General features: G+C 64.6%; 29 protein-coding genes. 18 read left to right on the top strand and 11 right to left on the bottom strand.

Going from position 1 to position 24,916, the window contains the following annotated elements:
* Nucleotides 1–7: 7 nt before the first annotated feature.
* From QY049_RS34620 to QY049_RS34635, 4 genes are all read right to left on the bottom strand, one after another.
* Complete coding sequence (locus QY049_RS34620; protein ID WP_194478342.1) at nucleotides 8–355, bottom strand: MmcQ/YjbR family DNA-binding protein; 348 nt, start codon at nucleotides 353–355, stop codon at nucleotides 8–10.
* 9 nt (nucleotides 356–364) lie between these two features.
* Nucleotides 365–1,144, bottom strand: coding sequence for a signal peptidase I (lepB, locus tag QY049_RS34625; RefSeq protein ID WP_194478341.1), 780 nt, complete (start codon nucleotides 1,142–1,144; stop codon nucleotides 365–367).
* Nucleotides 1,141–2,568, bottom strand: coding sequence for a metalloprotease TldD (tldD, locus tag QY049_RS34630; RefSeq protein ID WP_301270436.1), 1,428 nt, complete (start codon nucleotides 2,566–2,568; stop codon nucleotides 1,141–1,143). The genes lepB and tldD overlap by 4 nt, the downstream gene beginning before the upstream one ends.
* A 109-nt stretch (nucleotides 2,569–2,677) precedes the next feature.
* Nucleotides 2,678–3,223, bottom strand: coding sequence for an invasion associated locus B family protein (locus QY049_RS34635; protein ID WP_301270437.1), 546 nt, complete (start codon nucleotides 3,221–3,223; stop codon nucleotides 2,678–2,680).
* A 448-nt stretch (nucleotides 3,224–3,671) separates the two neighbouring features.
* Between QY049_RS34635 and coxB the strand changes: the two genes are divergently transcribed.
* The 9 genes from coxB (at nucleotide 3,672) to QY049_RS34680 (ending at nucleotide 10,777) form a co-directional block, all read left to right on the top strand.
* Complete coding sequence (coxB, locus tag QY049_RS34640) at nucleotides 3,672–4,526, top strand: cytochrome c oxidase subunit II (RefSeq protein ID WP_301270438.1); 855 nt, start codon at nucleotides 3,672–3,674, stop codon at nucleotides 4,524–4,526.
* An 87-nt stretch (nucleotides 4,527–4,613) separates the two neighbouring features.
* Nucleotides 4,614–6,242, top strand: coding sequence for a cytochrome c oxidase subunit I (gene ctaD, locus QY049_RS34645; RefSeq protein WP_258764139.1), 1,629 nt, complete (start codon nucleotides 4,614–4,616; stop codon nucleotides 6,240–6,242).
* A gap of 65 nt (nucleotides 6,243–6,307) precedes the next feature.
* Nucleotides 6,308–7,252, top strand: coding sequence for a heme o synthase (locus QY049_RS34650; protein ID WP_258764136.1), 945 nt, complete (start codon nucleotides 6,308–6,310; stop codon nucleotides 7,250–7,252).
* A 7-nt stretch (nucleotides 7,253–7,259) separates the two neighbouring features.
* The gene (locus tag QY049_RS34655) at nucleotides 7,260–7,424 is read left to right on the top strand and encodes a CoxF protein (RefSeq protein WP_148754405.1); all 165 of its coding nucleotides are present in this window, start codon (nucleotides 7,260–7,262) and stop codon (nucleotides 7,422–7,424) included.
* Nucleotides 7,425–7,429: 5 nt separating this feature from the next.
* On the top strand, nucleotides 7,430–8,083 hold the full coding sequence (locus tag QY049_RS34660; RefSeq protein ID WP_301270439.1) for a cytochrome c oxidase assembly protein: 654 nt from the start codon (nucleotides 7,430–7,432) through the stop codon (nucleotides 8,081–8,083).
* A gap of 64 nt (nucleotides 8,084–8,147) precedes the next feature.
* Nucleotides 8,148–9,044: a cytochrome c oxidase subunit 3 gene (locus QY049_RS34665; RefSeq protein ID WP_301270440.1), complete on the top strand. Its 897-nt coding sequence runs from the start codon at nucleotides 8,148–8,150 to the stop codon at nucleotides 9,042–9,044.
* Between the two features lie 97 nt (nucleotides 9,045–9,141).
* Complete coding sequence (locus QY049_RS34670; RefSeq protein WP_194478333.1) at nucleotides 9,142–9,543, top strand: DUF983 domain-containing protein; 402 nt, start codon at nucleotides 9,142–9,144, stop codon at nucleotides 9,541–9,543.
* Nucleotides 9,540–10,304 carry an SURF1 family protein gene (locus tag QY049_RS34675; protein ID WP_301270441.1) on the top strand — a complete coding sequence of 255 codons (765 nt, stop codon included), beginning with the start codon at nucleotides 9,540–9,542 and terminating at the stop codon, nucleotides 10,302–10,304. The genes QY049_RS34670 and QY049_RS34675 overlap by 4 nt, the downstream gene beginning before the upstream one ends.
* 107 nt (nucleotides 10,305–10,411) lie before the next feature.
* Complete coding sequence (locus tag QY049_RS34680) at nucleotides 10,412–10,777, top strand: nuclear transport factor 2 family protein (RefSeq protein WP_194478331.1); 366 nt, start codon at nucleotides 10,412–10,414, stop codon at nucleotides 10,775–10,777.
* A gap of 31 nt (nucleotides 10,778–10,808) precedes the next feature.
* Here QY049_RS34680 and QY049_RS34685 read toward each other — a convergent pair whose 3' ends face one another.
* Nucleotides 10,809–12,149, bottom strand: a complete 1,341-nt coding sequence (locus QY049_RS34685) for a histidine kinase (RefSeq protein WP_258764134.1) — start codon at nucleotides 12,147–12,149, stop codon at nucleotides 10,809–10,811.
* Nucleotides 12,150–12,236: 87 nt separating this feature from the next.
* On the opposite strand from QY049_RS34685, the gene QY049_RS34690 reads away from it, so the two are divergent.
* From QY049_RS34690 to QY049_RS34710, 5 genes are all read left to right on the top strand, one after another.
* Complete coding sequence (locus QY049_RS34690) at nucleotides 12,237–12,881, top strand: response regulator transcription factor (RefSeq protein WP_194478329.1); 645 nt, start codon at nucleotides 12,237–12,239, stop codon at nucleotides 12,879–12,881.
* A gap of 530 nt (nucleotides 12,882–13,411) precedes the next feature.
* On the top strand, nucleotides 13,412–14,830 hold the full coding sequence (thrC, locus tag QY049_RS34695) for a threonine synthase (RefSeq protein ID WP_194478328.1): 1,419 nt from the start codon (nucleotides 13,412–13,414) through the stop codon (nucleotides 14,828–14,830).
* Complete coding sequence (locus QY049_RS34700) at nucleotides 14,827–16,116, top strand: pitrilysin family protein (protein ID WP_258764130.1); 1,290 nt, start codon at nucleotides 14,827–14,829, stop codon at nucleotides 16,114–16,116. Before thrC ends, QY049_RS34700 begins: the two co-directional genes overlap by 4 nt.
* A gap of 39 nt (nucleotides 16,117–16,155) precedes the next feature.
* The gene (locus QY049_RS34705) at nucleotides 16,156–16,743 is read left to right on the top strand and encodes a GNAT family N-acetyltransferase (RefSeq protein WP_194478326.1); all 588 of its coding nucleotides are present in this window, start codon (nucleotides 16,156–16,158) and stop codon (nucleotides 16,741–16,743) included.
* A 132-nt stretch (nucleotides 16,744–16,875) separates the two neighbouring features.
* Complete coding sequence (locus QY049_RS34710) at nucleotides 16,876–17,529, top strand: hypothetical protein (RefSeq protein ID WP_301270442.1); 654 nt, start codon at nucleotides 16,876–16,878, stop codon at nucleotides 17,527–17,529.
* A gap of 122 nt (nucleotides 17,530–17,651) precedes the next feature.
* Here QY049_RS34710 and QY049_RS34715 read toward each other — a convergent pair whose 3' ends face one another.
* The 5 genes from QY049_RS34715 to QY049_RS34735 form a co-directional block, all read right to left on the bottom strand.
* Nucleotides 17,652–18,137, bottom strand: a complete 486-nt coding sequence (locus QY049_RS34715; protein WP_194478324.1) for an ATP F0F1 synthase subunit B — start codon at nucleotides 18,135–18,137, stop codon at nucleotides 17,652–17,654.
* Between the two features lie 5 nt (nucleotides 18,138–18,142).
* Complete coding sequence (locus tag QY049_RS34720; RefSeq protein WP_301270443.1) at nucleotides 18,143–18,709, bottom strand: F0F1 ATP synthase subunit B; 567 nt, start codon at nucleotides 18,707–18,709, stop codon at nucleotides 18,143–18,145.
* A 62-nt stretch (nucleotides 18,710–18,771) separates the two neighbouring features.
* Nucleotides 18,772–18,999 (bottom strand): F0F1 ATP synthase subunit C, encoded by a 228-nt coding sequence (locus QY049_RS34725; RefSeq protein ID WP_092238250.1) that lies wholly within the window; start codon nucleotides 18,997–18,999, stop codon nucleotides 18,772–18,774.
* 53 nt (nucleotides 19,000–19,052) lie between these two features.
* Nucleotides 19,053–19,802, bottom strand: a complete 750-nt coding sequence (locus QY049_RS34730) for a F0F1 ATP synthase subunit A (RefSeq protein ID WP_194478322.1) — start codon at nucleotides 19,800–19,802, stop codon at nucleotides 19,053–19,055.
* Nucleotides 19,803–19,916: 114 nt separating this feature from the next.
* Nucleotides 19,917–20,291 (bottom strand): AtpZ/AtpI family protein, encoded by a 375-nt coding sequence (locus tag QY049_RS34735; RefSeq protein ID WP_194478321.1) that lies wholly within the window; start codon nucleotides 20,289–20,291, stop codon nucleotides 19,917–19,919.
* Between QY049_RS34735 and QY049_RS34740 the strand changes: the two genes are divergently transcribed.
* The 3 genes from QY049_RS34740 to QY049_RS34750 are packed head-to-tail and all read left to right on the top strand — an operon-like array spanning nucleotide 20,172 to nucleotide 21,731.
* Nucleotides 20,172–20,633, top strand: a complete 462-nt coding sequence (locus QY049_RS34740) for a hypothetical protein (RefSeq protein ID WP_301270447.1) — start codon at nucleotides 20,172–20,174, stop codon at nucleotides 20,631–20,633. The two genes, QY049_RS34735 and QY049_RS34740, sit on opposite strands and share 120 nt — an antisense overlap.
* Before the next feature lie 42 nt (nucleotides 20,634–20,675).
* Nucleotides 20,676–21,209: a hypothetical protein gene (locus tag QY049_RS34745; protein WP_301270444.1), complete on the top strand. Its 534-nt coding sequence runs from the start codon at nucleotides 20,676–20,678 to the stop codon at nucleotides 21,207–21,209.
* Nucleotides 21,210–21,257: 48 nt separating this feature from the next.
* Nucleotides 21,258–21,731 (top strand): secondary thiamine-phosphate synthase enzyme YjbQ, encoded by a 474-nt coding sequence (locus tag QY049_RS34750; RefSeq protein WP_301270445.1) that lies wholly within the window; start codon nucleotides 21,258–21,260, stop codon nucleotides 21,729–21,731.
* 78 nt (nucleotides 21,732–21,809) lie between these two features.
* On the opposite strand, the gene QY049_RS34755 is transcribed toward QY049_RS34750, so the two are convergent.
* Nucleotides 21,810–23,435 (bottom strand): MFS transporter, encoded by a 1,626-nt coding sequence (locus QY049_RS34755; RefSeq protein WP_194482885.1) that lies wholly within the window; start codon nucleotides 23,433–23,435, stop codon nucleotides 21,810–21,812.
* A gap of 343 nt (nucleotides 23,436–23,778) precedes the next feature.
* On the opposite strand from QY049_RS34755, the gene QY049_RS34760 reads away from it, so the two are divergent.
* Nucleotides 23,779–24,450, top strand: coding sequence for a response regulator transcription factor (locus QY049_RS34760; protein WP_194478318.1), 672 nt, complete (start codon nucleotides 23,779–23,781; stop codon nucleotides 24,448–24,450).
* Nucleotides 24,451–24,916 lie beyond the last annotated feature (466 nt).

Below are 24,916 nucleotides of genomic sequence, written 5' to 3' on the forward strand. Positions count from 1 at the left end.
GCGTGCGTCACGCGCTCTCGCGCGCATCATAATCCGCCCGCGCCGCCTTCGAGGCCAGCGTTCGCCAACGCCGCCGCAGCAGCGGCTCCAGGATCGCGCGCTTCGCCTTGGACAAGCGGATCAGCACGATCGGATAATCGGCGTAGTGGTCGGTGAAGTGGAAGATTTCCGGCTGGCTCTCGACCAGCATCGCACGCTCGTCGATCGGAACATCAGGCATCACCAGGCTGTCGCCGTCCTCCTTCAGGCGCGCCAGCATCTTCTTGCGCACTTTCAGCGCCGGTGTGCCGTAGGAGGTGCCGTCCTCGACCTCCGGCCACGTCAGCACGAATTTCCTGACGTCGTCGAAGGTCACGAGCTCAGCTCAGTGCACGGCGGTGAAGAACCGCGCGAGGCGGAAGCCGGAGAGCCAGGTCCAGACCGGCTGACCGCGCATGCCGAGATCCCAGGAACCGAGCACGGCGTCCGCACGGCCGACCAGATTGTCGATCGGCAGCAGGCCGACGCCGCCGGAGCGCAGCGGCACGCGGCTGTCGGCCGAGTTGTCTCTGTTGTCGCCGAGCACGAACAGGTGCCCCGCGGGCACCGTGACTTCGGGCGTGTTGTCGAGCGGACCGTTGTCGCGCATCTTGAAGATCAGGTGCTTGACGCCATTCGGAAGCGTCTCGACGTAGCGGTAGGCGGGCTCGCTGCCGCCATTGTCGTCCTCGGCGGCGCCGACGCCATCCGGCTTCAGTTCGGCCGGACGGTCGTTGATGAACAGTTGGCCCTGCCGCATCTGGATGCGGTCGCCGGGAAGACCCACGACGCGCTTGACCCAGGCCTGCGAGCGATCGCCGGGCCAGCGGAACACGACCACGTCGCCTGCCTTCGGCGTCTCCGCGAACACGCGGCCGGTTTCGGGCAGGTTGATCTGGATCGGCAGCGACGAGGTGCCGTAGCCATAGGGAAATTTCGAGGCGAGCAAGGCGTCGCCGATCAACAGCGTCGGCTCCATCGAGCCCGACGGCACGTAGAACGGCTCCGCCAGCGCGCCCTTGGCGATGAAGACGGCGGCGACGATGCCGGCAAGCTGCACCAGCTGGCTGCCCCAGCCGCTGCTCTTTCGCTTGGTGCTGACAGTCACTTTGTCCTCAACGCTCATGCGCCCGTTCCACCCACCGTAATGCGTTCCATCAGAAGCGACGGCTGGCCGACGCCGACAGGCACGCCCTGACCGTTCTTGCCGCAGGTGCCGATGCCGGTATCGAGCGCCAGATCGTTACCGATCATGCGGATGCGATGCAGGTCGGTCGGCCCGTTGCCGATCAGCATGGCGCCCTTCAGCGGCGCGCCGATCTTACCGTTCTCGATCTTGTAGGCCTCGGTGCACTGGAACACGTACTTGCCCGATGTGATGTCGACCTGTCCGCCGCCGAAATTCGCGGCGAACACGCCGTTCTTCACCGACGCCAAAATCTCGGCCGGGTCGCGATCGCCTGCGAGCATGTAGGTGTTGGTCATGCGCGGCATCGGTACATGGGCGTAGCCCTGGCGACGGCCGTTGCCGGTCGGCTTCATGTTCATCAGCCGCGCGTTCTGGCGGTCCTGCATGTAGCCGACGAGAATGCCGTCCTCGATCAGAACGGTGCGATTGGTCGGCGTGCCCTCGTCGTCGATCGACAGCGAGCCGCGGCGCGAGGCAATGGTGCCGTCGTCGACCACGGTGACGCCCTTGGCGGCGACCTGCTGGCCCATCAGGCCGGCGAACGCCGACGTCTTCTTGCGGTTGAAGTCGCCTTCGAGGCCGTGACCGACCGCTTCATGCAGCATCACGCCGGGCCAGCCGGCGCCGAGCACGACGTCCATCTCGCCGGCGGGGGCGGGAATCGATTCCAGATTCACCAGCGCCTCGCGCAGCGCGCCGTCGGCGGCATCGCGCCAGGACCTGGTCTCGATGAATTCGGCATAGCCGGCGCGACCGCCATAGCCCTTGCTGCCGCTCTCCTGGCGGTCGCCTTGTCCAGCGACGACGGAGACGTTGACGCGCACCAGCGGGCGGATGTCGCGGTAGCTCTCGCCGTCGGGCCGCAGGATCTCGACCACCTGCCAGGTCGCACCCAGGCTGACGCTGACCTGCCGCACCCGAGGATCCTTGTGGCGCAGGTAAGCGTCGATTTCGGCAAGCAACTTGACCTTGGTCTCGAAGCCCGGAGCGTCGAGCGGATTCTCATCGCCATAGAGCCGCACATTGGTGTGCGGAGGCGGGGCCGCAAAGCTGCCGGAATAGCCGCCGCGCACGGCCGCGACCGCATCGGCCGCGCGAATCAGCGCCGGCAGCGACACGTCGGATGAATGCGCATAGCCGACTGCGTCGTCCTTGACGGCGCGCAGGCCAAAACCTTGCGAGGTGTCGTAGGTCGCCTGCTTCAGCCGCCCATTGTCGAACATCAGCGCTTCGGTCTGGCTGTATTCCAGGAACAATTCGCCGTCGTCAGCTCCGGCAAGGCCGCGTGCGACCTCGTTGCGAACCTGGTCGCGGTCGAGATTGGCGCGGTCGAGCAGGGAGGTTGTGGCAGGGTTGGTCATGCGTCCGTCCATTATCGGGGGATGTGAGGCAAGATAATGGTTTCGGAACGGTTCCGCGAGAGCGCGAGCCGTCACATTACGGAAACAATAGGTTCGCCGCGACCAGGTCCTACGGCAGCTTGTCGTAGCCCTCGCCGAGGCCGTTGAGGCTGAGCGGGAAGCCGATGCCTTCCTCGGGTGTCTCGAAGATGATGAAGGTCGCGGTCTTGGCGCTGCGGAGCTGGCTGAGCAGCTTGTCGTCCATGACGACCTCGGCGACGCAGCCGTTGGGCAGGCAGCGAACGAAACCGGCGCGACCGACGTCCTGGTTGTCGAGCTTCAGCCCGAGGCCGGAGGGCAGCAGCACGCCCAAGGGGGCGACCACGCGCATCAGGCGGCTCTTCTGGTCGGCGGTCTTGAGCACGATCACGGTGAGGCCGGCATTGGAGCGGTCTTCCGCCACCACGCTCTGGATCAGGGCGCATTGCTCGGCCTGGGCGCCCGGAGGCGTGTCGCAGCGGATCTGCCAGTCGCCATGGACGGAGCGCACCGCGCCCTGCGCATGGGCAAGGCCGGGCACGGCAAGGAAAAGGACGACAGCCAGGAGGCCGATCAGCGTCGTGAGACCGTCATTCGGCCATAGAGCCGATCGTGCCATCCATCTCGAAAGCCCCATCAGGGTCGGTCCCTCTGCTCGCTCGGGTCGCTCGCGCTGGTGGACTGATACGGGAATGACGGCGTCTTGAAGGCAAATCGCAAGCAAATTCCGCGCCGCCTCGGCCGCCATTGCCGCCACGAATCAGGTTCCTGCGGGGCCCTGCGCCTGTGCCTACAGCGGGCAATCCGGCTGTCAAGCCGCGGCATCCCGGCAAGCGGTATTTTTGTCTGATGTTACTGGGAAATATCTTGCGGGTGATCGCTGACAGAGGGGGCTCAAGACTGCATTGCGATAGATCAAGAATTATGGTTTGAGAGGCTTGATTTCGGCGTTCTAGCGATCTGGCCCCAATTCCTCTTAGAGGTATTCTTGAGCGGCGGTTTGTCAGACGGGCGGATCGAATAAGCGTTCCCCACAAAATGGGGGGATGCACTTGGGGTGATTTCGTAAGGGGAGCGCGAACGGCATGAGGATGTCGATGGGTCGGGTGGGCCGGCATTTGCTGGGAATGACCACCATCGCCGTAGTGGCGGCTGGCATCATGCTGGCGACGGGCGGCGCGGCATTTGCCGAGCTCGGTCAGCCTGAGCCGTGGGAGTGGCACCTGCAGGGCTCCGGTTCCCCGGTGATGGACAACATCGTCTGGTTCCATAATTTCCTGTCGGTGCTGATCATCCTGATCACGCTGTTCGTTCTGGCGCTGCTCGTCATCGTGGTGGTGAAGTTCAACGCGAAGGCCAATCCGGTGCCGTCGCGGACCACCCACAACACGCTGATCGAGGTGGTGTGGACCCTGGTGCCGGTGCTGATTCTGGTCGGCATCGCGGTGCCGTCGTTCCGCCTGCTGTTCCTCGAGCTCGACGTGCCGAAGGCGGACCTGACGATCAAGGCGACCGGCAAGCAGTGGTACTGGTCCTACGCCTATCCCGACAACGGCAAGTTCGAGTTCGACTCGCTGATGGCCCAGGACAAGCAGCCCCGCCTGCTCGGCGTCGACAACGAGATGGTGGTGCCGGTCAACAAGGTGATTCGCGTTCAGGTCACCGGCGCCGACGTCATCCACGCGTTTGCGCTGCCGGCGTTCGGCGTCAAGATCGATGCCATTCCGGGCCGGCTGAACGAGACCTGGTTCAAGGCCACCAAGACCGGCATGTTCTACGGCCAGTGCTCGGAGCTTTGCGGCAAGGACCACGCCTTCATGCCGATCGCGATCCGCGTGGTGAACGACCAGGATTTCGCCTCCTGGGTTGAATCGGCGAAGAAAAAGTTTGCGAGCGGCGACACCAGCACCTTCGCCTCCGCAGCCGGCCCGACGCAGTAAGCGCCGGGCGACGGCTTGAGGGACTGAAAGCGACATAAAGGGCGGGACCTCCAAAGGTCCGAACGGGACGCAAGGCAGGATTTGAAAATGGCAACCAGCGCAGCGGCACACGGCGATCACGCGCAAGACCACGGACATGACCACGAGCACGCCCATCCGACCGGATGGCGTCGCTACGTCTACTCGACCAACCACAAGGACATCGGCACGATGTACCTGATCTTCGCGGTCATCGCGGGCATCATCGGTGCCGCGATGTCGGTCGCGATCCGTGCCGAGTTGATGTATCCCGGCGTGCAGATATTCCACGAGACGCACACCTATAACGTGTTCGTGACCTCGCACGGCCTGATCATGATCTTCTTCATGGTCATGCCCGCGATGATCGGCGGCTTCGGCAACTGGTTCGTGCCGCTGATGATCGGCGCGCCCGACATGGCGTTCCCGCGCATGAACAACATCTCGTTCTGGCTGCTGCCGGCCTCCTTCGCGCTGCTCCTGCTGTCGACCTTCGTCGAAGGCGAGCCGGGCGCCAACGGCGTCGGTGCCGGCTGGACCATGTATGTGCCGCTGTCGGCCTCCGGCCATCCCGGCCCGGCCGTCGACTTCGCGATCCTCTCGCTCCATCTGGCGGGCGCCTCGTCGATCCTCGGCGCCATCAACTTCATCACCACGATCTTCAACATGCGCGCGCCGGGCATGACCCTGCACAAGATGCCGCTGTTCGTCTGGTCGATCCTGGTGACGGTGTTCCTGCTGCTGTTGTCGCTGCCGGTGCTCGCCGGAGCGATCACCATGCTGCTCACCGACCGCAATTTCGGCACCACCTTCTTCAACCCCGAGGGCGGCGGTGACCCCGTGCTGTTCCAGCACCTGTTCTGGTTCTTCGGTCACCCCGAAGTGTACATCCTGATCCTGCCCGGCTTCGGCATGATCAGCCAGATCGTCTCGACCTTCTCGCGCAAGCCCGTGTTCGGCTATCTCGGCATGGCCTACGCCATGGTTGCGATCGGCGGCATCGGCTTCGTGGTTTGGGCGCACCACATGTACACGGTCGGCATGTCCTCGGCGACGCAGGCCTATTTCGTCGCCGCCACGATGGTCATCGCGGTTCCGACCGGCGTGAAGATCTTCTCCTGGATCGCCACGATGTGGGGCGGCTCGATCGAATTCCGCGCCCCGATGATCTGGGCGGTGGGCTTCATCTTCCTGTTCACGGTCGGTGGCGTCACCGGCGTCGTGCTGGCGAACGCCGGCGTCGACCGCGTGCTGCAGGACACCTATTACGTCGTGGCGCACTTCCATTACGTGCTGTCGCTCGGCGCGGTGTTCGCGATCTTCGCGGGCTTCTACTACTGGTTCCCGAAGATGTCGGGCTACATGTACAACGAGACGATCGCGAAGGCGCATTTCTGGGTCACCTTCGTCGGCGTCAACATGGTGTTCTTCCCGCAGCACTTCCTCGGCCTGTCGGGCATGCCGCGCCGCTACGTCGACTATCCGGATGCGTTCGCCGGCTGGAACTTCGTCTCGTCGATCGGCTCCTACATCTCCGGCTTTGGCGTGCTGATCTTCCTCTACTGCGTGTTCGACGCTTTCATGAAGAAGGTCCCGGCGGGCGACAATCCCTGGGGTGCGGGCGCCACCACGCTGGAGTGGACGCTGTCCTCGCCGCCGCCCTTCCACCAGTTCGAAGTGCTGCCTCGCGTGCAGTAAGCGATGAAACTCCCGCGGCGCCCGTGACGGGCGCCGCGGCTCGGCAACGAAACGAGCAGGTTTAAGTGTCCGTCCTCGATCAGAACGCCATCGACATCAATCCTCGCATCTCTGAAGCGGAGGTTGGTGACTACCTCGCGCTGCTCAAGCCGCGGGTGATGTCGCTCGTGATCTTCACTGCGCTGGTCGGGATGGCGATGGCGCCCGGACGCTTCCACTGGGTGCTGGCGATCACCTCGCTGCTCTGCATCGCCGTCGGCGCCGGCGCTTCCGGCGCGCTCAACATGGCGCTCGAGGGCGACATCGATTCCAAGATGTCGCGCACTGCGAACCGTCCGATCCCGCGCGGCCGCATCACCCGGCCCGAGGCGATGGCGTTCGGCATGACGCTCGCCTTCTTCTCGGTGATGACGCTCGGCATTCTCGTCAACTGGATCGCGGGCGCGCTGCTCGCCTTCACCATCTTCTTCTACGTCGTGATCTACACGATGGGCCTGAAGCGCTGGACCGCGCAAAACATCGTGATCGGCGGCGCCGCGGGCGCGCTGCCGCCGGTGGTGGCGTGGGCGTCCGTCACGGGCACGGTCGACGTCGAGCCGCTGCTGCTGTTCGCCATCATCTTCTTCTGGACGCCGCCGCATTTCTGGGCGTTGGCGCTGTTCCGCTCCGACGACTATGCCCGCGCCGGCATTCCGATGCTGCCCAACGTCGCCGGTCCGGACGCGACCCGCCTCCAGATCCTGCTCTACACCATCGTGCTGATCGCGGTCGCCGCGGCACCCTGGGCGCTCGGCTATTTCGATGCCATCTACGGCGTGACCTCGCTGGTGCTCGGGGCCGGCATGCTGGTGCTCGCGATCAACGTCTACATGCGCCGCGAACGCAGCCAGTCGCTGCGCGCAACGCGAAAACTGTTTGCCTTCTCGATCCTGTATCTGTTCGCGCTGTTCGCGACCTTGCTGGCCGAGGTCGTGGTCCGGGCGCTTGCTCCGATGGTCGGGGGCGCATGAGGCAGGAATGGCTGACAAACCCGAGCCAGATGGAATCGTCCTCACCGAGGCGCAGAAGAAGAGCCGTCGTCAGCGCTCGATCGCAATCGCGCTCGCGCTCGGTGTGCTCGTCATCCTTTTCTTCGCCGTCACCATGGTCAAGGGACCGGCGGTTCTAGTTCGCCCAATGTAAGAGAGATGGATCAGAAGCCGACCATACCGCAGGATCAGAGCCGAACGGCCAGCAAGGGCCGTTCAGGGGCCTTGGGTCGTGATGTGCTGGTCGCTTCGATCTGCGGCGGCGTTGTCGCGCTGATGGTCGGCGCGTCCTACGCCGCGGTGCCGTTCTACAACTGGTTCTGCCGCGCCACCGGCTTCAACGGCACGACCCAGGTCGCGACCTCGGCGCCCGCCAGCGGCCCGATCGCCCGCAAGATCGCGGTGCGTTTCGATTCCAACGTCGCGCCCGGCCTGCCCTGGAAATTCGAGCCGGAGCAGACCGAAATCGAGGTCAATATCGGCCAGGTCACGACGATCTATTACAACGTGACCAACCAAGCCGCGCGCACCACCTCAGGCCAGGCCGCCTACAACGTCGCGCCGCTGACGGTCGGGTCCTATTTCCAGAAGATCAACTGCTTCTGCTTCACCGAGCAGACCATGGCGCCCGGCGAGAAGCGCGAGATGCCGGTGGTGTTCTATGTCGATCCGTCGATCGTCAAGGATCACGACAATGACGGGCTCAACACCATCACGCTGTCCTACACGTTCTATCCCGTGAAGGATCCGGTGGTGAAGCCGCTCGCATCCGGCGACGACAAGCGCAAGGGAAATCTCCAGCCGCCGGGTTGATGCCCAGGGGTTGGAACAAGGGGATAAGTGCCTGACAGGCACGGGATTGAGGAGACAGACCGCAATGGCTACCGCGCAAGGCAAGCATCACGACTACCATCTGGTCGATCCCTCTCCGTGGCCGGCGGTCGGCTCCGTCTCGGCCTTCATCATGGCGGTCGGCGCGATCTCCTGGATGCACCACATGTTCTCGGCCGCGCCGATCGTGTTCGGTGTCGGCACCGTCGGCGTGCTCTACACCATGGCGAGCTGGTGGGGCGACGTGATCAAGGAAGCCCAGTACAAGGGTGACCACACCCGCGTCGTGCAGTTGCATCACCGTTACGGAATGATCCTGTTCATCGCCTCCGAGGTGATGTTCTTCGTCGCCTGGTTCTGGGCCTATTTCAATGCCGCGCTGTTCCCGGCCGATGCCGTCCACGCCACCCGCGACGCCGTGTTCGGCTGCGGTCTCGGCACGGCTGCCGGCGCTTGCGCGGTCCCGGGCACCTGGCCGCCCCACGGCATCGAGACCTTCGATCCCTGGCATCTGCCGCTGCTCAACACGCTGATCCTGCTCACCTCGGGCACCACGGTCACCTGGGCGCACCACGCGCTGCTCGAGAACGATCGCCAGGGCCTGAAGTACGGCCTGATCCTCACGGTGCTGCTGGGCGCGACCTTCACCTGCGTACAGGCCTATGAGTACAGCCACGCGGCGTTCTCGTTCGCCGGCAACGTCTACGGCGCGACCTTCTTCATGGCGACCGGATTCCACGGTTTCCACGTGCTGGTCGGTACCATCTTCCTGATCGTGTGTTTGGCGCGCGCCTATGCCGGCCACTTCACGCCGACCCAGCATCTCGGCTTCGAGTTCGCTGCCTGGTACTGGCACTTCGTCGACGTGGTCTGGCTGTTCCTGTTCCTGTGCATCTACGTCTGGGGACACGGTGCCGAGACCATGGCCCACGGCGCGCACTGAGCCGCGACGGATCAATCTGCAAGGGGCGGCCGCAGGGCCGCCCTTTCGCTTTCCAGAGCCCGGAGTCTCGTCCGAAACTGTGATAGGCTTGCTTGCGATGAACGATACCGCCGACACACCTCAGTCCCAACCCACCGTCCTGCAAAGCGCGCTGCGCGGGCTCGCCTGCAAATGCCCGCGCTGCGGTGAGGGCAAGCTCTATGCGGGCTTCCTCACCTTGGCGCCCGCCTGCAACCGCTGTGGCCTCGACTACGCTTTCATCGATGCCGGCGACGGCCCGGCGATCTTCATCATCATGCTGGCCGGCGCGATCGTGGTCGGCTGCGCGCTCGTCGTCGAGGTCAAGTATCAGCCGCCGTTCTGGGTTCATGCGGTGCTGTGGCTGCCGCTGATCCTGGCCACCACGCTTCTGCCGCTCCGCTCGATGAAGTCGCTTCTGATCGCGCTGCAATTCCATCACAAGGCGGCACCTGGCCGACTGGTCGATCGCGCGAAATGAACGAGACTGCCCGCAAGCCCGGCGTGGCCGGCTTCATGCTGTTCACACTGCTGCTGACCGCGGCCTTCGTCGCGCTCGGTGTCTGGCAATTGCAGCGCCGCACCGCCAAGCACGAATTGATCGCTGCGCTCACCGAGCGCCTCGCAGCCGCACCCATCGCGCTGCTGTCGCCCGCGCAATGGGCCGCGCTGACGCCTGCGCGCGACGAGTTTCGCCGCGTCAGCTTCACCGCGACCTATGTGGCTGCGCCGGATGCGATGGTCTATTCCTCCGGCTCCGCGGTGCGCAAGGATGCCTCCGGTCCCGGCACCTGGGCCTTCCTGCCGGCGCGGCTGCCGAGCGGTGAGATCGTGGTGATCGATGCGGGCTTCGTCGAGAACACGATGCAGGAGCGCAGTGTCGAGGATCGCGCGGTGAAGAAGCTCGTCACCGGGGCGCCCGTCGTGCTCACGGGCTATCTGCGCTTCCCGGAGCAGGCGGGCTGGCTCACGCCGGCGGAGAATCGGGACAAGCGGCTGTGGTTCGTGCGTGACCATCTTGCGATCGCAAGCGCTTTGAGTTGGGGCGCGGTCGCGCCGTTCTACATCGATCTCGAACAGCCGGCGCCCGAGAACGGCATTCCGCGTCCGGGGCCGCTCGACGTGCATCTGAAGGACGATCATATGCAATACGCCATCACGTGGTTCACGCTTGCCGGCGCGGTGCTGATCGCATTCGGTGTCTGGCTGAGGGGACGTGGACAGAGTGGTGGACATCCGTAGGTTCCCGGTAGGAACCCGGAATCATCCGGGCTTTATTATTCAGCCCATATTCACGAGGGTGATTTTAAGCCGCGTCTGATTTTTCCGCGGCAAACAGGATGGCCGGCGTGCGCGATTTCGATCAGATGGGACTCGTTGTCGATTGGGTGGATGCGTGTCGGAGGGGCGATCTCGCGACGCTGCTCGACCTTTATGCCGACGATGCCGAAGTGGAATGCACCTGCAACGGCACGCGTCTCTATCGCGGCCGGCGCGAGCTCGAGACCTATTGGGGACCGAAGCTCAACGCTTTCCCGTCAGCGGGTTTTGGTTTGGAGGAAATCCATCCCGCGCAGAATGGCGTCGATCTCGAATATTCCGTTGCAGGCGCGCTGCGGATTCGCGCCTCGTTTCGGTTCAGTGCGGAAGGCAAGATCCACAGCACGCTGTGCGAACCGGCTCATCAGGATGCGTACGAGGGCTGCGTCTGCTAAAGCGTTTTCGAGCGAAGCAACGCGGCACTAGCTAGATCGGGGCAGACCCGTCTCGTGCCGTTTCCAACGGCAGCCGGCAGCGCACATAGGTTCGCTCATCCGCCCGCAGCAGCGTCAGCGATCCGCTGAGCGCACGTACCCGCTCCTGCATCCCGGTCAGGCCCCGGCCGAAGACGTTGTCGGCGGGAAAGCCGGCGCCGTCGTCGGAGATCTCGATGGCGAGTGCCTTGCCGGCGATGCTCGCCTGTACATGGGCGTTGCGTGCCGCAGCATGGCGCAGCACGTTGGTCAGCGCCTCCTGGATCAGCCGATAGACCGTCTGGGCCAGCGGACCGTCGATCTCGTTCAGATCAGGGTCGAACGCGGCCGTCAGGCCGATATGCGGCGCCTGTTTCCGAAAGTTCTGGAGCAGCGTTTGCAGGCTGGTCTCGAGTCCCAGTTCCTCGATGTAGAGCGGACGCAGCCGGTCGAGGATGCGACGGTTGGTCTGCTGAAGCGCCTCGACCGACCGCATCACCTCCTGCACGGAATTGCCGAGATGCCCCGTCTGCGGTGAGGCTTCGCTCAGCGCGATCGTGCCGGCACGGATGCTGAACAGCAGCGGGCCGAGTTCGTCATGCAGTTCGCGGGCGAGATCGCGCCGCTCATTGTCCTGGAGCGACACCAGCCGGTGCAGCAGATCGCGATTGTCCTCGCTCAATTGCGCGAGCGTTGTCACCAGCGCATTGGCCTCCTCGCAGCTCTGCCGGATTTCCGGCGGGCCCGCGACCGGGATCGGCGTCGTGTAATCGCCGCGCCTGATGCGGGTGAGGCCTGTGCCGAGATCTCGCAGCGGGCGCAGCGCGGATCCCGCGAACAGATAGGCGATCGTTCCGGTCAGCACCATCAACACCGCAATCAGGCCCGTCAGCGCCAGAAAGCCGATCCATTTCTCGAACAGCTCGGCCGACAGGTCCGGCACGAACACGATATCGCCGACACGCCGGCCGCCGATGATGACCGGAGTGGCCGCGTCTATCTCGGGGACGGCGATCAGGTCCACGAACCATTGCGGTACGCCATGCAAATCCTGCAAGCGCTCCCTCGCGGGTGGCGGAGGACCCGCTTCCAGCGGCCGGAATTGGATATCGGAGGAGCTGCCCAAGGAGCCGACAAAGGCGTCGAGCATTTTTTGGGGGTTGTCCGACGCGCCCAGGCTGCTGTTGAGCGCGTCAGCGACGGTCCGGGTCGAGCGTCGACCGGGCTCGTTCTCGTCAGCCAGTTGGCCGGCTGCAAAGATCTGCAGCAGTACGCCACCCAGCGCCAGGGCGGCGAGAAAACTCACCAGGAGCGGGAGAACCAGCTGGGTTTTAAACGAAAGTCGCTGCCACATTTGGGCAATTCTAACGCCCTCCCGCGGGATTTTCTCTTTCCATTTGTTCCTGCCAGTCTATGAGTCCAGTCAGCAAGAGAGCGCGCGATGCAAGATACCGCCAAGCCGGCGACCCGAGTCCTGATTGTCGACGACCATCCCGTGGTGCTGTCCGGTTGCCGGACCCTGTTCGCATCGGACCATTCGATCCGGATCGAGGAGGCAACCGACGCCAAATCAGGCCATCGTGCCTATATCAGCAAGCGCCCCGACGTGACGGTGATCGACATCAGCCTGCCCGATGTCTCCGGTTTCGAGCTGATGCGCCGGATCCGCAAGGACGACCCTGACGCCAAGATCATCATGTTCAGCATGAACGACGATCCGGCCTTCGTGGTCCGTGCGGTGGAGCTTGGGGCGCAGGGCTATGTCTCCAAGGGCGACGATCCCCGGATCCTGCTCAAGGCGGTGCGCAAGGTGGTCGCAGGCGACAATTTCATCTCGCCCCAGCTTGCGGAGGCGGTGACGTTCTCGGGTGCTGCGATCAAGGCCAATCCGGCCTCGCAGATGACGCCGCGGGAGCTCGAGATTCTCCGCCTGCTCGGGCGCGGCGACAAGATCGTCGAGGTCGCCGAGGCCCTCGGCATCTCCTACAAGACCGTGGCCAACACCACGTCCCTGCTCAAGCAGAAGCTAGGGGCCAAGAACCATTCCGACCTGATCCGGATCGCGGTGGAAATCGGGATTGGCTGACACCGTCAGGGACCGAACCGGCTGCTCCAGGATGCAGCCGGCTCAGTCGACGGATCGGCGTCGCCGCGCGTCCGGGCAATGTGTGGACGACGGCTGATACCATCCGCGGACACAATGGGCCGACACGCCGTTCGTTCCTTTCCCGGCGCAGCACTTCGGGAAAAACAGGTATCGAAGGCCGCCCAAGCCGTGCGCTGGTATCGGATGCAACCGAGGCGCGTCAGGAAAAACAGGAACGTTCGGCGCTGCGCGCCGTTTTTCTCCTTGACGATCCCATGACGGGCGACGATAGCTCGAACCGACGATTTCGGGGCAGGTGCCCCACCACGGAAAACCGGGTCTGCACACATCAACGACAGACCTTCCAAGAGAGGGGCTGCGGCATCGCCGCAGCCCCTTTTCGTTGGGGCATGGTGCGGCCCGGCAAAACCCTCTATGGTGCCGCAAGCCTCTGGCTCAAGAACTAGGAACATCGTGAAATCAAAGGCTTAAGGCCCAAATTCAGGTCGGGCCAGCCTTTGGAGGGCAGTTTGACTCGTTATATCTCGACCCGGGGCGAGGCCCCTGAGCTCGGCTTCTGTGACGTGATGCTGACCGGGCTCGCCCGCGACGGTGGCCTGTACGTGCCGGTAACCTGGCCGCAGCTTTCGACCGAGACCATCGCCGGCTTCTTCGGTCGTCCCTATTGGGAGGTCGCGGTTGACGTCATCCGTCCGTTCGTCGGCGGTGAGATGTCCGACGCCGAGCTCGGCCGCATGGCGAACGAGGCCTACGCCACCTTCCGCCATCCGGCCGTGGTGCCGCTGCGCCAGATGTCACCGCATCAATTCGTGCTGGAGCTGTTTCACGGTCCGACGCTCGCCTTCAAAGATGTGGCGATGCAGCTGATCTCGCGGCTGATGGATCATGTGCTGGCCAAGCGCGGCCAGCGCACCACCATCGTGGTCGCGACGTCAGGCGACACCGGCGGCGCGGCGGTCGAAGCCTTCGCAGGGCTCGATAATGTCGACCTCATCGTGCTGTTCCCGCACAAGCGCATCTCCGAGGTGCAGCAGCGCATGATGACGACGACAGGCGCCGCCAACGTCCACGCGCTCGCGATCGAGGGCAATTTCGACGACTGCCAGGCGCTCGTGAAGGGGATGTTCAACAACCATCGCTTCCGCGATGCGACTTCGCTGTCCGGCGTCAACTCCATCAATTGGGCGCGCATCGTTGCCCAGGTGGTCTACTACTTCACCTCGGCGGTCGCTGCCGGCGCGCCGGCGCGCGCGGTAGACTTCATCGTGCCGACCGGTAATTTCGGCGACATTTTCGCAGGCTACGTCGCCAAGCGCATGGGACTTCCGGTCCGCACGCTGCGCATCGCCGCCAACGTCAACGACATCCTCGCCCGCACGCTCAAGACCGGCATCTACGAGGTGCGCGAGGTGCACGCCACCGCCTCGCCGTCGATGGACATCCAGATCTCCTCGAACTTCGAGCGGCTGCTGTTCGAAGCGAGCAATCGCGATGCGACCAGCGTGCGCCGGCTGATGGATTCGCTGAAGCAGTCGGGCCGCTTCGTACTGCCGGATGCGACGCTGGCCGCGATCCGCGCGGAATTCGACGCCGGCCGCGCCGACGAGACCGAGACCGCCGCTGCGATCCGCGCCGCCTGGCGCGAGGCCGGCGAACTGGTCGATCCGCACACGGCCGTGGCGCTCGCGGTCGCCGATCGCGACACCACCGACACGACCGTGCCCAGCATCGTGCTCTCGACCGCGCATCCCGCCAAATTCCCTGATGCGGTGGAAGCGGCCTGCGGCCAGCGGCCGCAACTGCCGGCCTGGCTCGACGGTCTCATGACCAAATCCGAACACATGAAGGTGATGAAGAACGATCAGGCCGAGGTGGAGCGGTTCGTGCTGTCGGTCAGCCGCGCCGCTAAACAGGGAGTTGCCGGATGAGCGTCGAGATCTCCAAGCTTGCCTCCGGCCTGACCGTCGTCACCGACAACATGCCTCACCTCGAGACCGCAGCGCTCGGCGTCTGGGCAGGCGTCGGCGGTCGCGACGAGAAGCCGAACGAGCATGGCATCTCGCATCTGCTCGAGCACATGGCGTTCAAGGGCACGACCGGGCGCTCCTCGCGCGAGATCGTGGAGGAGATCGAGGCGGTCGGCGGCGACCTCAATGCCGGCACCTCGACCGAGACGACGTCCTACTATGCCCGCGTGATGAAGGCCGACGTGCCGCTGGCGCTCGACGTGCTCGCCGACATCCTGGCCAATCCCGCCTTCGAGCCCGACGAGCTGGAGCGCGAGAAGAACGTCATCGTGCAGGAGATCGGCGCAGCCCAGGACACGCCCGACGACGTCGTGTTCGAGCATCTCAACGAGCTCTGCTATCCCGACCAGCCGATGGGGCGCTCGCTGCTCGGCACCGCCAAGACCTTGCGCGCCTTCAACCGCGATTCGCTGCGCAATTACCTCTCGACGCATTATCGCGGCCCCGACATGGTGGTGGCGGCGGCCGGTGCCGTCGACCACCAGCAGGTCGTGGCCGAGGTCGAGAAGCGTTTTGCAAGCTTCGAGGCGACGCCGGGACCGAAGCCGCAAGCGGCCATGTTCGGCAAGGGCGGCGCCAAGGTCGTGCATCGCGAGCTCGAACAGGCGCATCTGACGCTGGCGCTGGAAGGCGTGCCGCAGACCGATCTGTCGCTGTTCTCGCTCCAGGTCTTCACCAACATCCTCGGCGGCGGGATGTCGTCGCGGCTGTTCCAGGAGGTGCGCGAGAAGCGCGGCCTCTGCTACTCCATCTATTCGTTCCACGCGCCCTATACCGATACCGGTTTCTTCGGCCTCTACACCGGGACCGATCCCGCCGACGCGCCGGAGATGATGGAGGTCGTGGTCGACATCATGAATGATTCGGTCGAGACCCTGACCGAGGCCGAGATCGCCCGTGCCAAGGCGCAGATGAAGGCGGGCCTGCTGATGGCGCTGGAGAGCTGCTCCTCGCGCGCCGAGCAGCTCGCCCGGCACGTGCTGGCCTATGGCCGGCCGCAGACGGTGCAGGAGCTGGTGTCCCGGATCGACGCGGTCAGCGTCGAATCGACCCGCGATGCGGCGCGTGCACTGCTTTCGCGCAGCCGCCCTGCGGTGGTTGCATTGGGCAGCGGCAGGGGTCTGGACACGGCGGTGTCTTTTGCGGAAGGATTGACCCGGGCGCGCGCCAAGGCGCGGCTGCACTAGGAGCCGCGCCAGGGACCGCCCGTCCCGGGAAGCATCACCATGGCCCTGTTTCGACTGCCATCCAGTGGACCTGCTGCTCTCGCCCCCCGCGGCAACGGCCTGCTGCTGCGCGCGCCGCAGATGTCGGACTTCTTGCAGTGGGCGCATCTGCGCGAGAGCAGCCGCGATTATTTGACGCCCTGGGAGCCGATCTGGCCGTCGGACGATCTGACCCGGTCCGGATTCCGCCGCCGCCTGCGCCGCTATTCCGAGGATATCGCCGCGGACCGTTCCTATCCCTTCCTGATCTTCCGCGAGCTCGACGGCGCCATGGTCGGTGGCATCACGCTGGCCAATGTCCGGCGCGGCATCGTCCAGGCCGGCACCATCGGCTATTGGGTCGGCCAGCCCCACGCCCATCGCGGCTACATGACGGCGGCGCTGCGGGTGCTGCTGCCGACGCTGTTCGGCGAGCTCAACCTGCACCGGGTCGAGGCCGCCTGCATCCCCACCAATGCGCCGTCGATCCGGGTGCTGGAGAAATGCGGCTTCTCCCGCGAGGGCCTGGCGCGCCGCTATCTCTGCATCAACGGGGTCTGGCAGGACCATCTGCTGTTCGGCATGCTGCATGAGGATTTTCGCGGCTGAGCGGAGCCCGCGCGCACGCCGGGTTCACCCTTTTCCTGTCTTGTTTTATCGCCTTGGGATCGCCGATTTTGGCGATATAACCCGCACGAGCCGGCGATCGGCCGGGAATGTTGTCATGGAGTACTGGCGTTCATGAATGAGCTTCGATCATTGCGGAATGCGCTGCGGCGGGGCCCGGTGATCGCGCTGGCGCTGTCGGTCTCGTTCGCGACCATCTCGCCGGTCGCGGCGCAGTCCTTGACCGACCGCTTCAAGAGCCTGTTCGGCGGCAAATCCGACGAGCAGCCTGCCCAGCCCAAGCCGGCGCCTGCGCCAGGCCAGCCGGCCGCCGATGACGATATCGAGTGCCCGCAGGTCACGGTGCGCGCCGGTGCGTCCACCTACGGGGTCGGCGCGACCGGCAAGCCGGCCGTCGGCAACGACGTGCGTTTCCAGGCCTCGATCACCAAAATGGCGCGGGAATGCGCCCGCAATGGCGGCGAGATCACCGCGCGCATCGGCATCCAGGGCCGCGTCATCGCAGGCCCCGCCGGCGCGCCTCCCACGGTCGAGGTGCCCCTGCGCGTTGCCGTTGTGCAGGGCGGCGTCGGCGAGAAGGTGATCGCCTCGAAGGCCTACCGGACTACGGTTGCGATGTCGGACAACGGCAGCGTGCCCTTCACCTTCGTCGCCGAGGACCTGTCCTATCCGGTGCCGTCGGCCGCGGTCGCCGATTCCTACGTCTTTTACGTCGGTTTCGACCCGCAGGCGCTCGGTCCCGAGCCGAAGGCGCGGAAGAGGAAGTAGCAACGAGCTCGGCCGTCATGCTCCGGCTTGCCGTCTTCGCTGCAGTTTCGCCGGCCCAGCGTCCCCAACAAAAAAAGCCGGCGCTATCAGCGCCGGCTTTTTGATCGGGGAGGCGTCTGCCCTCAGTTCAGCTTCTGGCGAACCTCGGTGATGCCCTTGGCGAGCAGGTCGTCGGCGACCTGGCCCTTGACCGACTGCGACAGGATCGTGGAAGCGGCCTGGACGGCGGCTTCCGCGGCTGCGGCGCGGACATCGGCCAGCGCCTGGGCCTCGGCGAGCGCGATCTTGCTCTCCGCGGTCTTGGTCCGGCGGGCGACGAAGTCTTCCATCTTCGCCTTGGCCTCGGTCGCGATGCGCTCGGCTTCGGACTTGGCGTTGGCGATGATGTCGGCGGCCTCGCGTTCGGCCGAGGCGCTGCGCGCCTTGTAGTCGGCGAGCACCTTGGCGGCCTCCTGCTTCAGGCGCGTCGCGTCGTCGAGCTCGGCCTTGATGCGGTTGGCGCGGTGGTCGAGCGCCGTCATCGCCGACTTGAAGATCCCGAGATAGCCGAAAACGACCATCAGGATCACGAAGGCGACGGCGACCCAGGTTTCAGGATCGAAGAACATATCGACTAACCCTTCAAGGACGCATCAACGGCGGCATTGACCGACGCCGCATCCGGAACGACGCCGGTGAGCTGCTGCACGATGGTGCCTGCCGCATCGGCCGCGATGCCGCGGACGTTGCTCATGGCAGCCGTGCGGGTCGAGGCGATGGTCTTCTCCGCCTCGGCGAGCTTGGCCGCCAGCTGCTCTTCCAGGGCCTTGCGCTCGGCTTCCGCCTGCGCATTCGCCTTGTCGCGGGATTCGTTGCCGATCGCCTGTGCGCGCGAACGCGCCGAAGCGAGCTCGCCCTCATAGGCCTTCAACGCCGCGTCGGACTGGTCCTTCAGCGTCTGCGCCTCGGCGAGGTCACCCTCGATCTTGTTCTGACGCGCCTCGATCGCACCGCCGACCTTCGGCAGAGCGAGCTTGGACACGATCACGTAGAGCAAGACGAAGAAGATCGCGAGCGACACCAGCTGCGAAGCAAAGGTGCTGCTCTCGAACGGCGGAAAGCCGCCGCTGTGATGACCGCCATCGGCTTCAGTGTGAGCGTCGGTCGCCGGACCCTTCGTCCCGCCATGACTCTCGGCCATGGAGTACTCCTGTTGCTGTCACGCGCCGCTTCGGATGAAGCGGCGCGATAAGAAGTCGTTCTTCAGAAAACGAACAGCAGAAGCAGCGCGATCAGCAGCGAGAAGATGCCGAGCGCTTCGGTCACGGCGAAGCCGAAGATCAGGTTGCCGAACTGGCCCTGAGCGGCCGACGGGTTGCGGACGGCCGCGGCGAGGTAGTTGCCGAAGATCACGCCGACGCCGACGCCCGCGCCGCCCATGCCGATGCATGCGATGCCCGCGCCGATAAGTTTTGCTGCTGTCGGATCCATTTTAGACTCCTTGGAAGAAAGATTGGGTTTTGGGTGGAAATTCCCCGGACCGCTTAGTGTCCCGGATGAATGGCGTCGTTGAGGTAGATGCAGGTCAGGATCGCAAACACATAGGCTTGCAGGAACGCGACCAGGATCTCGAGGGCGTACAGCGCGATGGTGAGCGCCAGCGGCAGCACGCCGCCGACCCAGCCGATGGCGCCGAGCGAGAAGCCGAGCATGGCGACGAAGCCCGCGAACACCTTCAGCGCGATGTGGCCGGCCAGCATGTTGGCGAACAGACGAATGCTGTGCGAGACCGGCCGCAGGAAGAACGACAGGATCTCGATGAACATGACCAGCGGCAGGATGTAGCCGGGGACGCCGTGGGGAACGAAAATCGAGAAGAATTTCAGGCCGTTCTTGGCGACGCCGTAGATCAGCACGGTGAAGAAGACCAGCAGCGCCAGCCCCACGGTGACGATCAAATGGCTCGAGATCGTGAAGGTGTAGGGAATGACGCCGACCAGGTTCGAGACGCAGATGAACATGAACAGCGAGAAGATCAGCGGGAAGAACTTCATGCCTTCCGAGCCGGCCGTCGAACGGATGGTCGAGGCGACGAATTCGTAGGAGATCTCGGCGACCGACTGGAGGCGCCCGGGAACCAGCTGCGTGCCGCTCGCCAGCATCAGGATCGAGATGATGGCGACGGCCACCAGCATGTAGAGCGACGAATTGGTGAAGGCGATCGTTTGATGGCCGATATGGCCGATCGTGAAGAGAGGCTCGATGTTGAACTGGTGGATCGGATCGATTTTCATCGGCGCGGCATCTCTTGGTCTGCCGGGCAACGCCGGCGGGTCTCGGTCTGCCGGCCGGGCCGGCCCGCACCGGCGAAGCCGGCGCGACATTCCTCTCCTCGTGTCGGATCGGCCTTAAGAACCACCGCGCCTGTTCTGACCCGCGCCCGCCGATCTCACCACGTTCACCACGCCGGCCACGAAGCCCAGCAGCAGGAACACGATGAATCCGAAGGGCGACGTCGACAGCAAGCGGTCGAAACCCCAGCCAATCCCCGCTCCGACAGCGACACCGGCGACCAACTCGGAGGATAACCGAAAACCAAGCGCCATCGCCGAGGCTCTGGCCGCTCCGTCTCCACCGTCACCTGCGGGTTGCTCGGTCTTGATGTGGCGATCGCGAAATTCGGACAACCGCTTATCAAGACTTCCGAGCCGTTCGGAAAGCGCAGCTTCCTCGGGCGATCTATCGCGATCTCCATTCTCGCCGTGTCCCGTGTCTTGAGCCATGCCACGAAGACCCGAAACGCTGCGGTTGAATGGAAATTACGCCCGCCACCCTCAAAAGCCGCGCGGACCATACTGACCGCACATAATCAAGTCAAGCCAAGTCACGATCGCGTCGTGTTCGCTTATATATTTGATTTCATTCATGATATTGCCTTGCTCGCCAGCGCTGCACACAGCGTGACGCCGCACCGCAGCAGCTCTCCGCGCGATCTGCCGATATGGCCGATATTTCGCCGCCCTGGCGGGATCAAAGCGATGGCCGCCAATGTTGATTTCGCGGATGCGGTTTTTGACGGCGGATTCGCGGGTGTTGGCGATGCGCCATGGCCCGCCGGGGTGTAGAATCCTTCGATGGGCCACCTGCGCGGCGTGGCGGAGAGCGCGATGAGACCTGCGAAATCATCCACAACATCATGGCTTGCGGCCGCGATCGTCGTGGTGACGACCGTCGGCGGCGGCTTGGTTGCCGCGCAATCGGCGCCCGACGGCGAAAACGGCCGCTACAGCATGACGCCGATCCCCGAAGGCGTGCTGCGGCTCGACACCCGCACCGGCACGGTCTCGACCTGCACCAAGAACGACGCCGGCTGGGCCTGCTACGCCGTGCCCGACGAGCGCTCGGCGCTCGATGCCGAGATCGGCCGCCTCCAGTCCGAGGTCGAGAAATTGAAGGGGCAGCTCGCCGCCGGGCCGACCGTCTCGGGCAAGATCGACGAGGCGCTGCCGAAGTCCGATTCCCTGAAGAAGTCCGAGCCACAGGCAAAAGAACCAAAGGTCGCCGAGGGCGACCGCAAGTTCGAGATTCCGCTGCCGAGCGACCAGGACATGGACCGCGTGATGTCGTTCCTGGAAAAGGCCTGGCGCCGGCTCATCGACATGGCCAATCGCGTGCAGAAGGACGTCTCGGGGAAGATTTGAATTTTGTCGCCCTGGCTTTCGGCAGGACGACTCGACGAGAGACCTTTCATGACGTCGACCAAGTCCGTCACTCGCTCCGCGCCATCGTCGGTGCAAGCCACCAAGATCGTCTCGTCGCTCTTGACGGTGCAGACGCCCGGTCGCGGATTCACCGATCTCACCGGCGACGTCGCGAAGTTCATCGATGAGGCGCGCGCGGGCGAGGGCGCATTGACGCTGTTCATCCGTCACACCTCGGCGTCGCTGACCATCCAGGAAAACGCCGACCCTTCCGTGCTGGTCGATCTCACCACCGCGCTGTCGCGGCTGGCGCCGGAGAATGTGCCGTGGACGCACGACACCGAAGGGCCCGACGACATGCCCGCGCACATCAAGACGATGCTGACGCAGACCTCGCTGCACGTGCCGGTGCTGGGCGGTGGGCTCGCGCTCGGCACCTGGCAGGCGGTCTACCTGGTCGAGCACCGCGCGCGTCCGCACCGGCGCGAGGTCGTGCTGCAATTCATCGGCAGCAATCAGTAGACGGCAAAACAAAACCGGCCGCGGAGGCCGCGGCCGGTTCGTTTGGATGCTGCCGGCCTCGTGCCGGCCAGCGCGCAATCAGGTCGACTGGATATCGACGTCCTTGGTTTCCGGCAGGAACAGGAAGCCGACCACCGCCGTGATGACGGCGAACACGACCGGGTACCAAAGGCCGGCGTAGATATCGCCGGTCGAGGCCACGATCGCGAACGCGGTCGCCGGCAGCAGGCCGCCGAACCAGCCGTTGCCGATGTGGTAGGGCAGCGACATCGAGGTGTAGCGGATGCGGGTCGGGAACAGTTCGACCAGCATCGCCGCGATCGGGCCGTACACCATGGTGACGAAGATCACCAGGACGAAGAGCAGGCCGATGATTGCCGCAACCTGCGGACGGAAGATGTCGAACGGGTTGGACATCTTCACGATGCCGGGGTCGCCCGCCTTGGGATAGCCCGCCGCCGCGATCGCAGCCGTGATCGCCGGGTTGCCCGCCTTCGCGTCGGGATAGGCGATGTCCTTGCCGTTGATCATGACCTTCACGCCGGAGCCGGCCGCGCCGGCGCTCGTCGAGTACTTGACCGACGAGGCGGCGAGGAAGGCGCGGGCAGTGTCGCAAGGCGCAGTGAAGACACGGGTGCCGACCGGATTGAACAGGTCGCCGCAGCCCGCGGGATCGGCCACCACTTCGACCTTCGTGGCCTCGATCGCCTTTTCCAGCGCGGGGTTGGCGTTGCTGGAGATCATCTTGAAGATCGGGAAGAAGGTCAGCGCCGCGATCAAGCAACCGCCGAGGATGATCGGCTTGCGGCCTATCCTGTCGGACAGCACGCCGAACACGACGAAGAAGCCGGTGCCGAACAGCAGTGACCACGCGATCAGCAGGTTGGCGGTATAGCCGTCGACCTTGAGGATCGATTGCAGGAAGAACAGTGCATAGAACTGGCCGGTGTACCAGACCACGCCCTGGCCCATGGTGCCGCCGAGCAGCGCCAGCAGCACGAGCTTGCCGTTCTGCCAGTTGGCGAAAGCTTCCGTCAGCGGCGCCTTCGAGCTCTTGCCCTCTTCCTTCATCTTCTGGAAGATCGGCGATTCATTGAGGCGCAACCGGATCCACACCGAAACGCCGAGCAGCAGCACCGAAACCAGGAACGGGATGCGCCAGCCCCAGGCCGCGAAGTCCGGCTCGCCGGTCGCGGTGCGGGTGAACAGGATCACCAGCAGCGACAGGAACAGGCCCATGGTCGCCGTGGTCTGGATGAAGGAGGTGTAGTAGCCGCGCTTGCCGTGCGGGGCATGCTCGGCGACGTAGGTCGCAGCACCGCCATACTCCCCACCGAGGGCCAGGCCCTGCAACAGGCGCAACGCGATCAGGATCACCGGAGCGGCAAAGCCGATGGTTGCCGCACTGGGCAGCAGGCCGACGATGAAGGTCGACAGACCCATGATCAGGATGGTCACGAGGAAGGTATATTTGCGGCCGACGATGTCGCCGATGCGGCCGAATACGATTGCGCCGAAGGGGCGAACCAGGAAGCCTGCGGCAAAGGCCAGCAATGCGAAGATGTCGCGGGTCGCCGGCGGATAGGCCGAGAAGAACTGCGCGCCGATAATCGGGGCCAGCGATCCGTAGAGATAGAAGTCGTACCATTCGAAGACGGTGCCGAGTGACGATGCGAGGATGACGAACCGCTCATCCTTCGTCATGCCGGTCGATCTTGCCGACGTTGCAGCCATTGTGGACATCGTGAATGCGCTCCCCGAAGCTCGTTTCCTCACGTCCCGGCTGTCCGGGCATGCCGGATCAACCCAGGTCTTGCCTCAAAGTAACATCGGCGTGAAACCTGCCCCAATACGACTTTCGGCCGGGCGCCCTGACACGCAACTGACGATGTGGGTGTATAGTGCAGCACCCGGCACACGGGTTGCGGATTAACCCCTTTCCGGCAAAGGAATATTGTGCCCTTGCATGCCACGGCCGGCCGGGAAAGAATTGACCATTGCGCCGGTCCGGATTACTGGCGCTGACGTGAACGACAGCAAGAGATCGATGAACGCTCCTTCCACCCATCTCGTCATTGCCGATGACCACCCGTTGTTCCGCGATGCACTGCGGCAAGCGGTGGCGGGCGTCCTCAGCACGGCGAAGATCGACGAGGCCGGATCGTTCGAGGACCTGACAAGGCTCCTGGAACAAACCTCCGACGTCGATCTGGTCCTGCTCGACCTCTCGATGCCCGGCATCTCCGGCTTCTCCGGCCTGATCTATCTGCGCGCGCAATATCCCGCGATTCCAGTCGTGATCGTCTCGGCCTCCGACGACAGCGCCACGATCCGCCGCTCGCTCGATTTCGGCGCCTCCGGCTTCATCCCGAAGCGGTTCGGGGTCGAGACGCTGCGCGACGCCATCCTCAAGGTGATGGAGGGGGATGTCTGGGTTCCTGCCGACACCGACCTGACGGCCGCTTCCGACCCCGACATGACCAAGCTGCGCGACCGCCTGGTCACGCTGACGCCGCAGCAGGTGCGGGTGCTGATGATGCTGTCGGAGGGACTGCTCAACAAGCAGATCGCCTACGAGCTCGGCGTCTCCGAGGCGACCATCAAGGCGCATGTCTCGGCGATCCTGCAAAAGCTCGGCGTCGAGAGCCGCACCCAGGCCGTGATCGCCGCCGCGAAGATCGCCGGCAGCCAGTGGAAGCAGGGCACCCCGGCCGGATAAGGCGCTGATGCGCGCGAGCGCGAAGCGCAACCCGTTCGGCCCGATATCGCCGCATCTTTCTCGGCATCGACACGCACACCGCGCCCGTGATCTCGATCGCGGAAACGACCTGTCATGCTCGACGCCGGGGCGCTGGCCGCACTCGTTGCGACGATGAGCGGCAAAACACCCCCTTATGGCGTCTAGCTCCAGGTTGAGCGGTCCGGGGGCGAACTCCGCCCGACGCTTCGCCCCGGTTCTGTGAAGGGCTGGGCGCGAAAGCCTTGGCGCGCGCTGGGCGAGGGCGCCGAACATCAATTGCGCGGTCTTCAAGGAATCGATTCCATGAGCACGCTCACCCCAAGCTCTTGGGCTGTTCGTCGGGCAAACAGCAGCGGGTAGGTCAATCGGCCTGCGTCAAAATATTCTACTTTACCGAAATTCGGTTTTGTCGTATGTGTCGCCCATCCTGATCCGGCGAAAAGGG

The organism is Bradyrhizobium sp. WYCCWR 13022 (assembly GCF_030435535.1).
In the GTDB taxonomy this organism is placed as follows: domain Bacteria; phylum Pseudomonadota; class Alphaproteobacteria; order Rhizobiales; family Xanthobacteraceae; genus Bradyrhizobium.

Bases quoted from the DNA above. Each gene is read 5' to 3' on its own strand.
- lepB (WP_194478341.1), bottom strand. From the start codon at position 1,144: ATGAGCGTTGAGGACAAAGTGACTGTCAGCACCAAGCGAAAGAGCAGC.
- tldD (WP_301270436.1), bottom strand. From the start codon at position 2,568: ATGACCAACCCTGCCACAACCTCCCTGCTCGACCGCGCCAATCTCGAC.
- QY049_RS34635 (WP_301270437.1), bottom strand. From the start codon at position 3,223: ATGGGGCTTTCGAGATGGATGGCACGATCGGCTCTATGGCCGAATGAC.
- coxB (WP_301270438.1), top strand. From the start codon at position 3,672: ATGAGGATGTCGATGGGTCGGGTGGGCCGGCATTTGCTGGGAATGACC.
- ctaD (WP_258764139.1), top strand. From the start codon at position 4,614: ATGGCAACCAGCGCAGCGGCACACGGCGATCACGCGCAAGACCACGGA.
- QY049_RS34655 (WP_148754405.1), top strand. From the start codon at position 7,260: ATGGCTGACAAACCCGAGCCAGATGGAATCGTCCTCACCGAGGCGCAG.
- QY049_RS34660 (WP_301270439.1), top strand. From the start codon at position 7,430: ATGGATCAGAAGCCGACCATACCGCAGGATCAGAGCCGAACGGCCAGC.
- QY049_RS34665 (WP_301270440.1), top strand. From the start codon at position 8,148: ATGGCTACCGCGCAAGGCAAGCATCACGACTACCATCTGGTCGATCCC.
- QY049_RS34670 (WP_194478333.1), top strand. From the start codon at position 9,142: ATGAACGATACCGCCGACACACCTCAGTCCCAACCCACCGTCCTGCAA.
- QY049_RS34675 (WP_301270441.1), top strand. From the start codon at position 9,540: ATGAACGAGACTGCCCGCAAGCCCGGCGTGGCCGGCTTCATGCTGTTC.
- QY049_RS34685 (WP_258764134.1), bottom strand. From the start codon at position 12,149: ATGTGGCAGCGACTTTCGTTTAAAACCCAGCTGGTTCTCCCGCTCCTG.
- QY049_RS34690 (WP_194478329.1), top strand. From the start codon at position 12,237: ATGCAAGATACCGCCAAGCCGGCGACCCGAGTCCTGATTGTCGACGAC.
- QY049_RS34700 (WP_258764130.1), top strand. From the start codon at position 14,827: ATGAGCGTCGAGATCTCCAAGCTTGCCTCCGGCCTGACCGTCGTCACC.
- QY049_RS34705 (WP_194478326.1), top strand. From the start codon at position 16,156: ATGGCCCTGTTTCGACTGCCATCCAGTGGACCTGCTGCTCTCGCCCCC.
- QY049_RS34710 (WP_301270442.1), top strand. From the start codon at position 16,876: ATGAATGAGCTTCGATCATTGCGGAATGCGCTGCGGCGGGGCCCGGTG.
- QY049_RS34715 (WP_194478324.1), bottom strand. From the start codon at position 18,137: ATGTTCTTCGATCCTGAAACCTGGGTCGCCGTCGCCTTCGTGATCCTG.
- QY049_RS34720 (WP_301270443.1), bottom strand. From the start codon at position 18,709: ATGGCCGAGAGTCATGGCGGGACGAAGGGTCCGGCGACCGACGCTCAC.
- QY049_RS34725 (WP_092238250.1), bottom strand. From the start codon at position 18,999: ATGGATCCGACAGCAGCAAAACTTATCGGCGCGGGCATCGCATGCATC.
- QY049_RS34730 (WP_194478322.1), bottom strand. From the start codon at position 19,802: ATGAAAATCGATCCGATCCACCAGTTCAACATCGAGCCTCTCTTCACG.
- QY049_RS34735 (WP_194478321.1), bottom strand. From the start codon at position 20,291: ATGGCTCAAGACACGGGACACGGCGAGAATGGAGATCGCGATAGATCG.
- QY049_RS34745 (WP_301270444.1), top strand. From the start codon at position 20,676: ATGAGACCTGCGAAATCATCCACAACATCATGGCTTGCGGCCGCGATC.
- QY049_RS34750 (WP_301270445.1), top strand. From the start codon at position 21,258: ATGACGTCGACCAAGTCCGTCACTCGCTCCGCGCCATCGTCGGTGCAA.
- QY049_RS34755 (WP_194482885.1), bottom strand. From the start codon at position 23,435: ATGACGAAGGATGAGCGGTTCGTCATCCTCGCATCGTCACTCGGCACC.
- QY049_RS34760 (WP_194478318.1), top strand. From the start codon at position 23,779: ATGAACGCTCCTTCCACCCATCTCGTCATTGCCGATGACCACCCGTTG.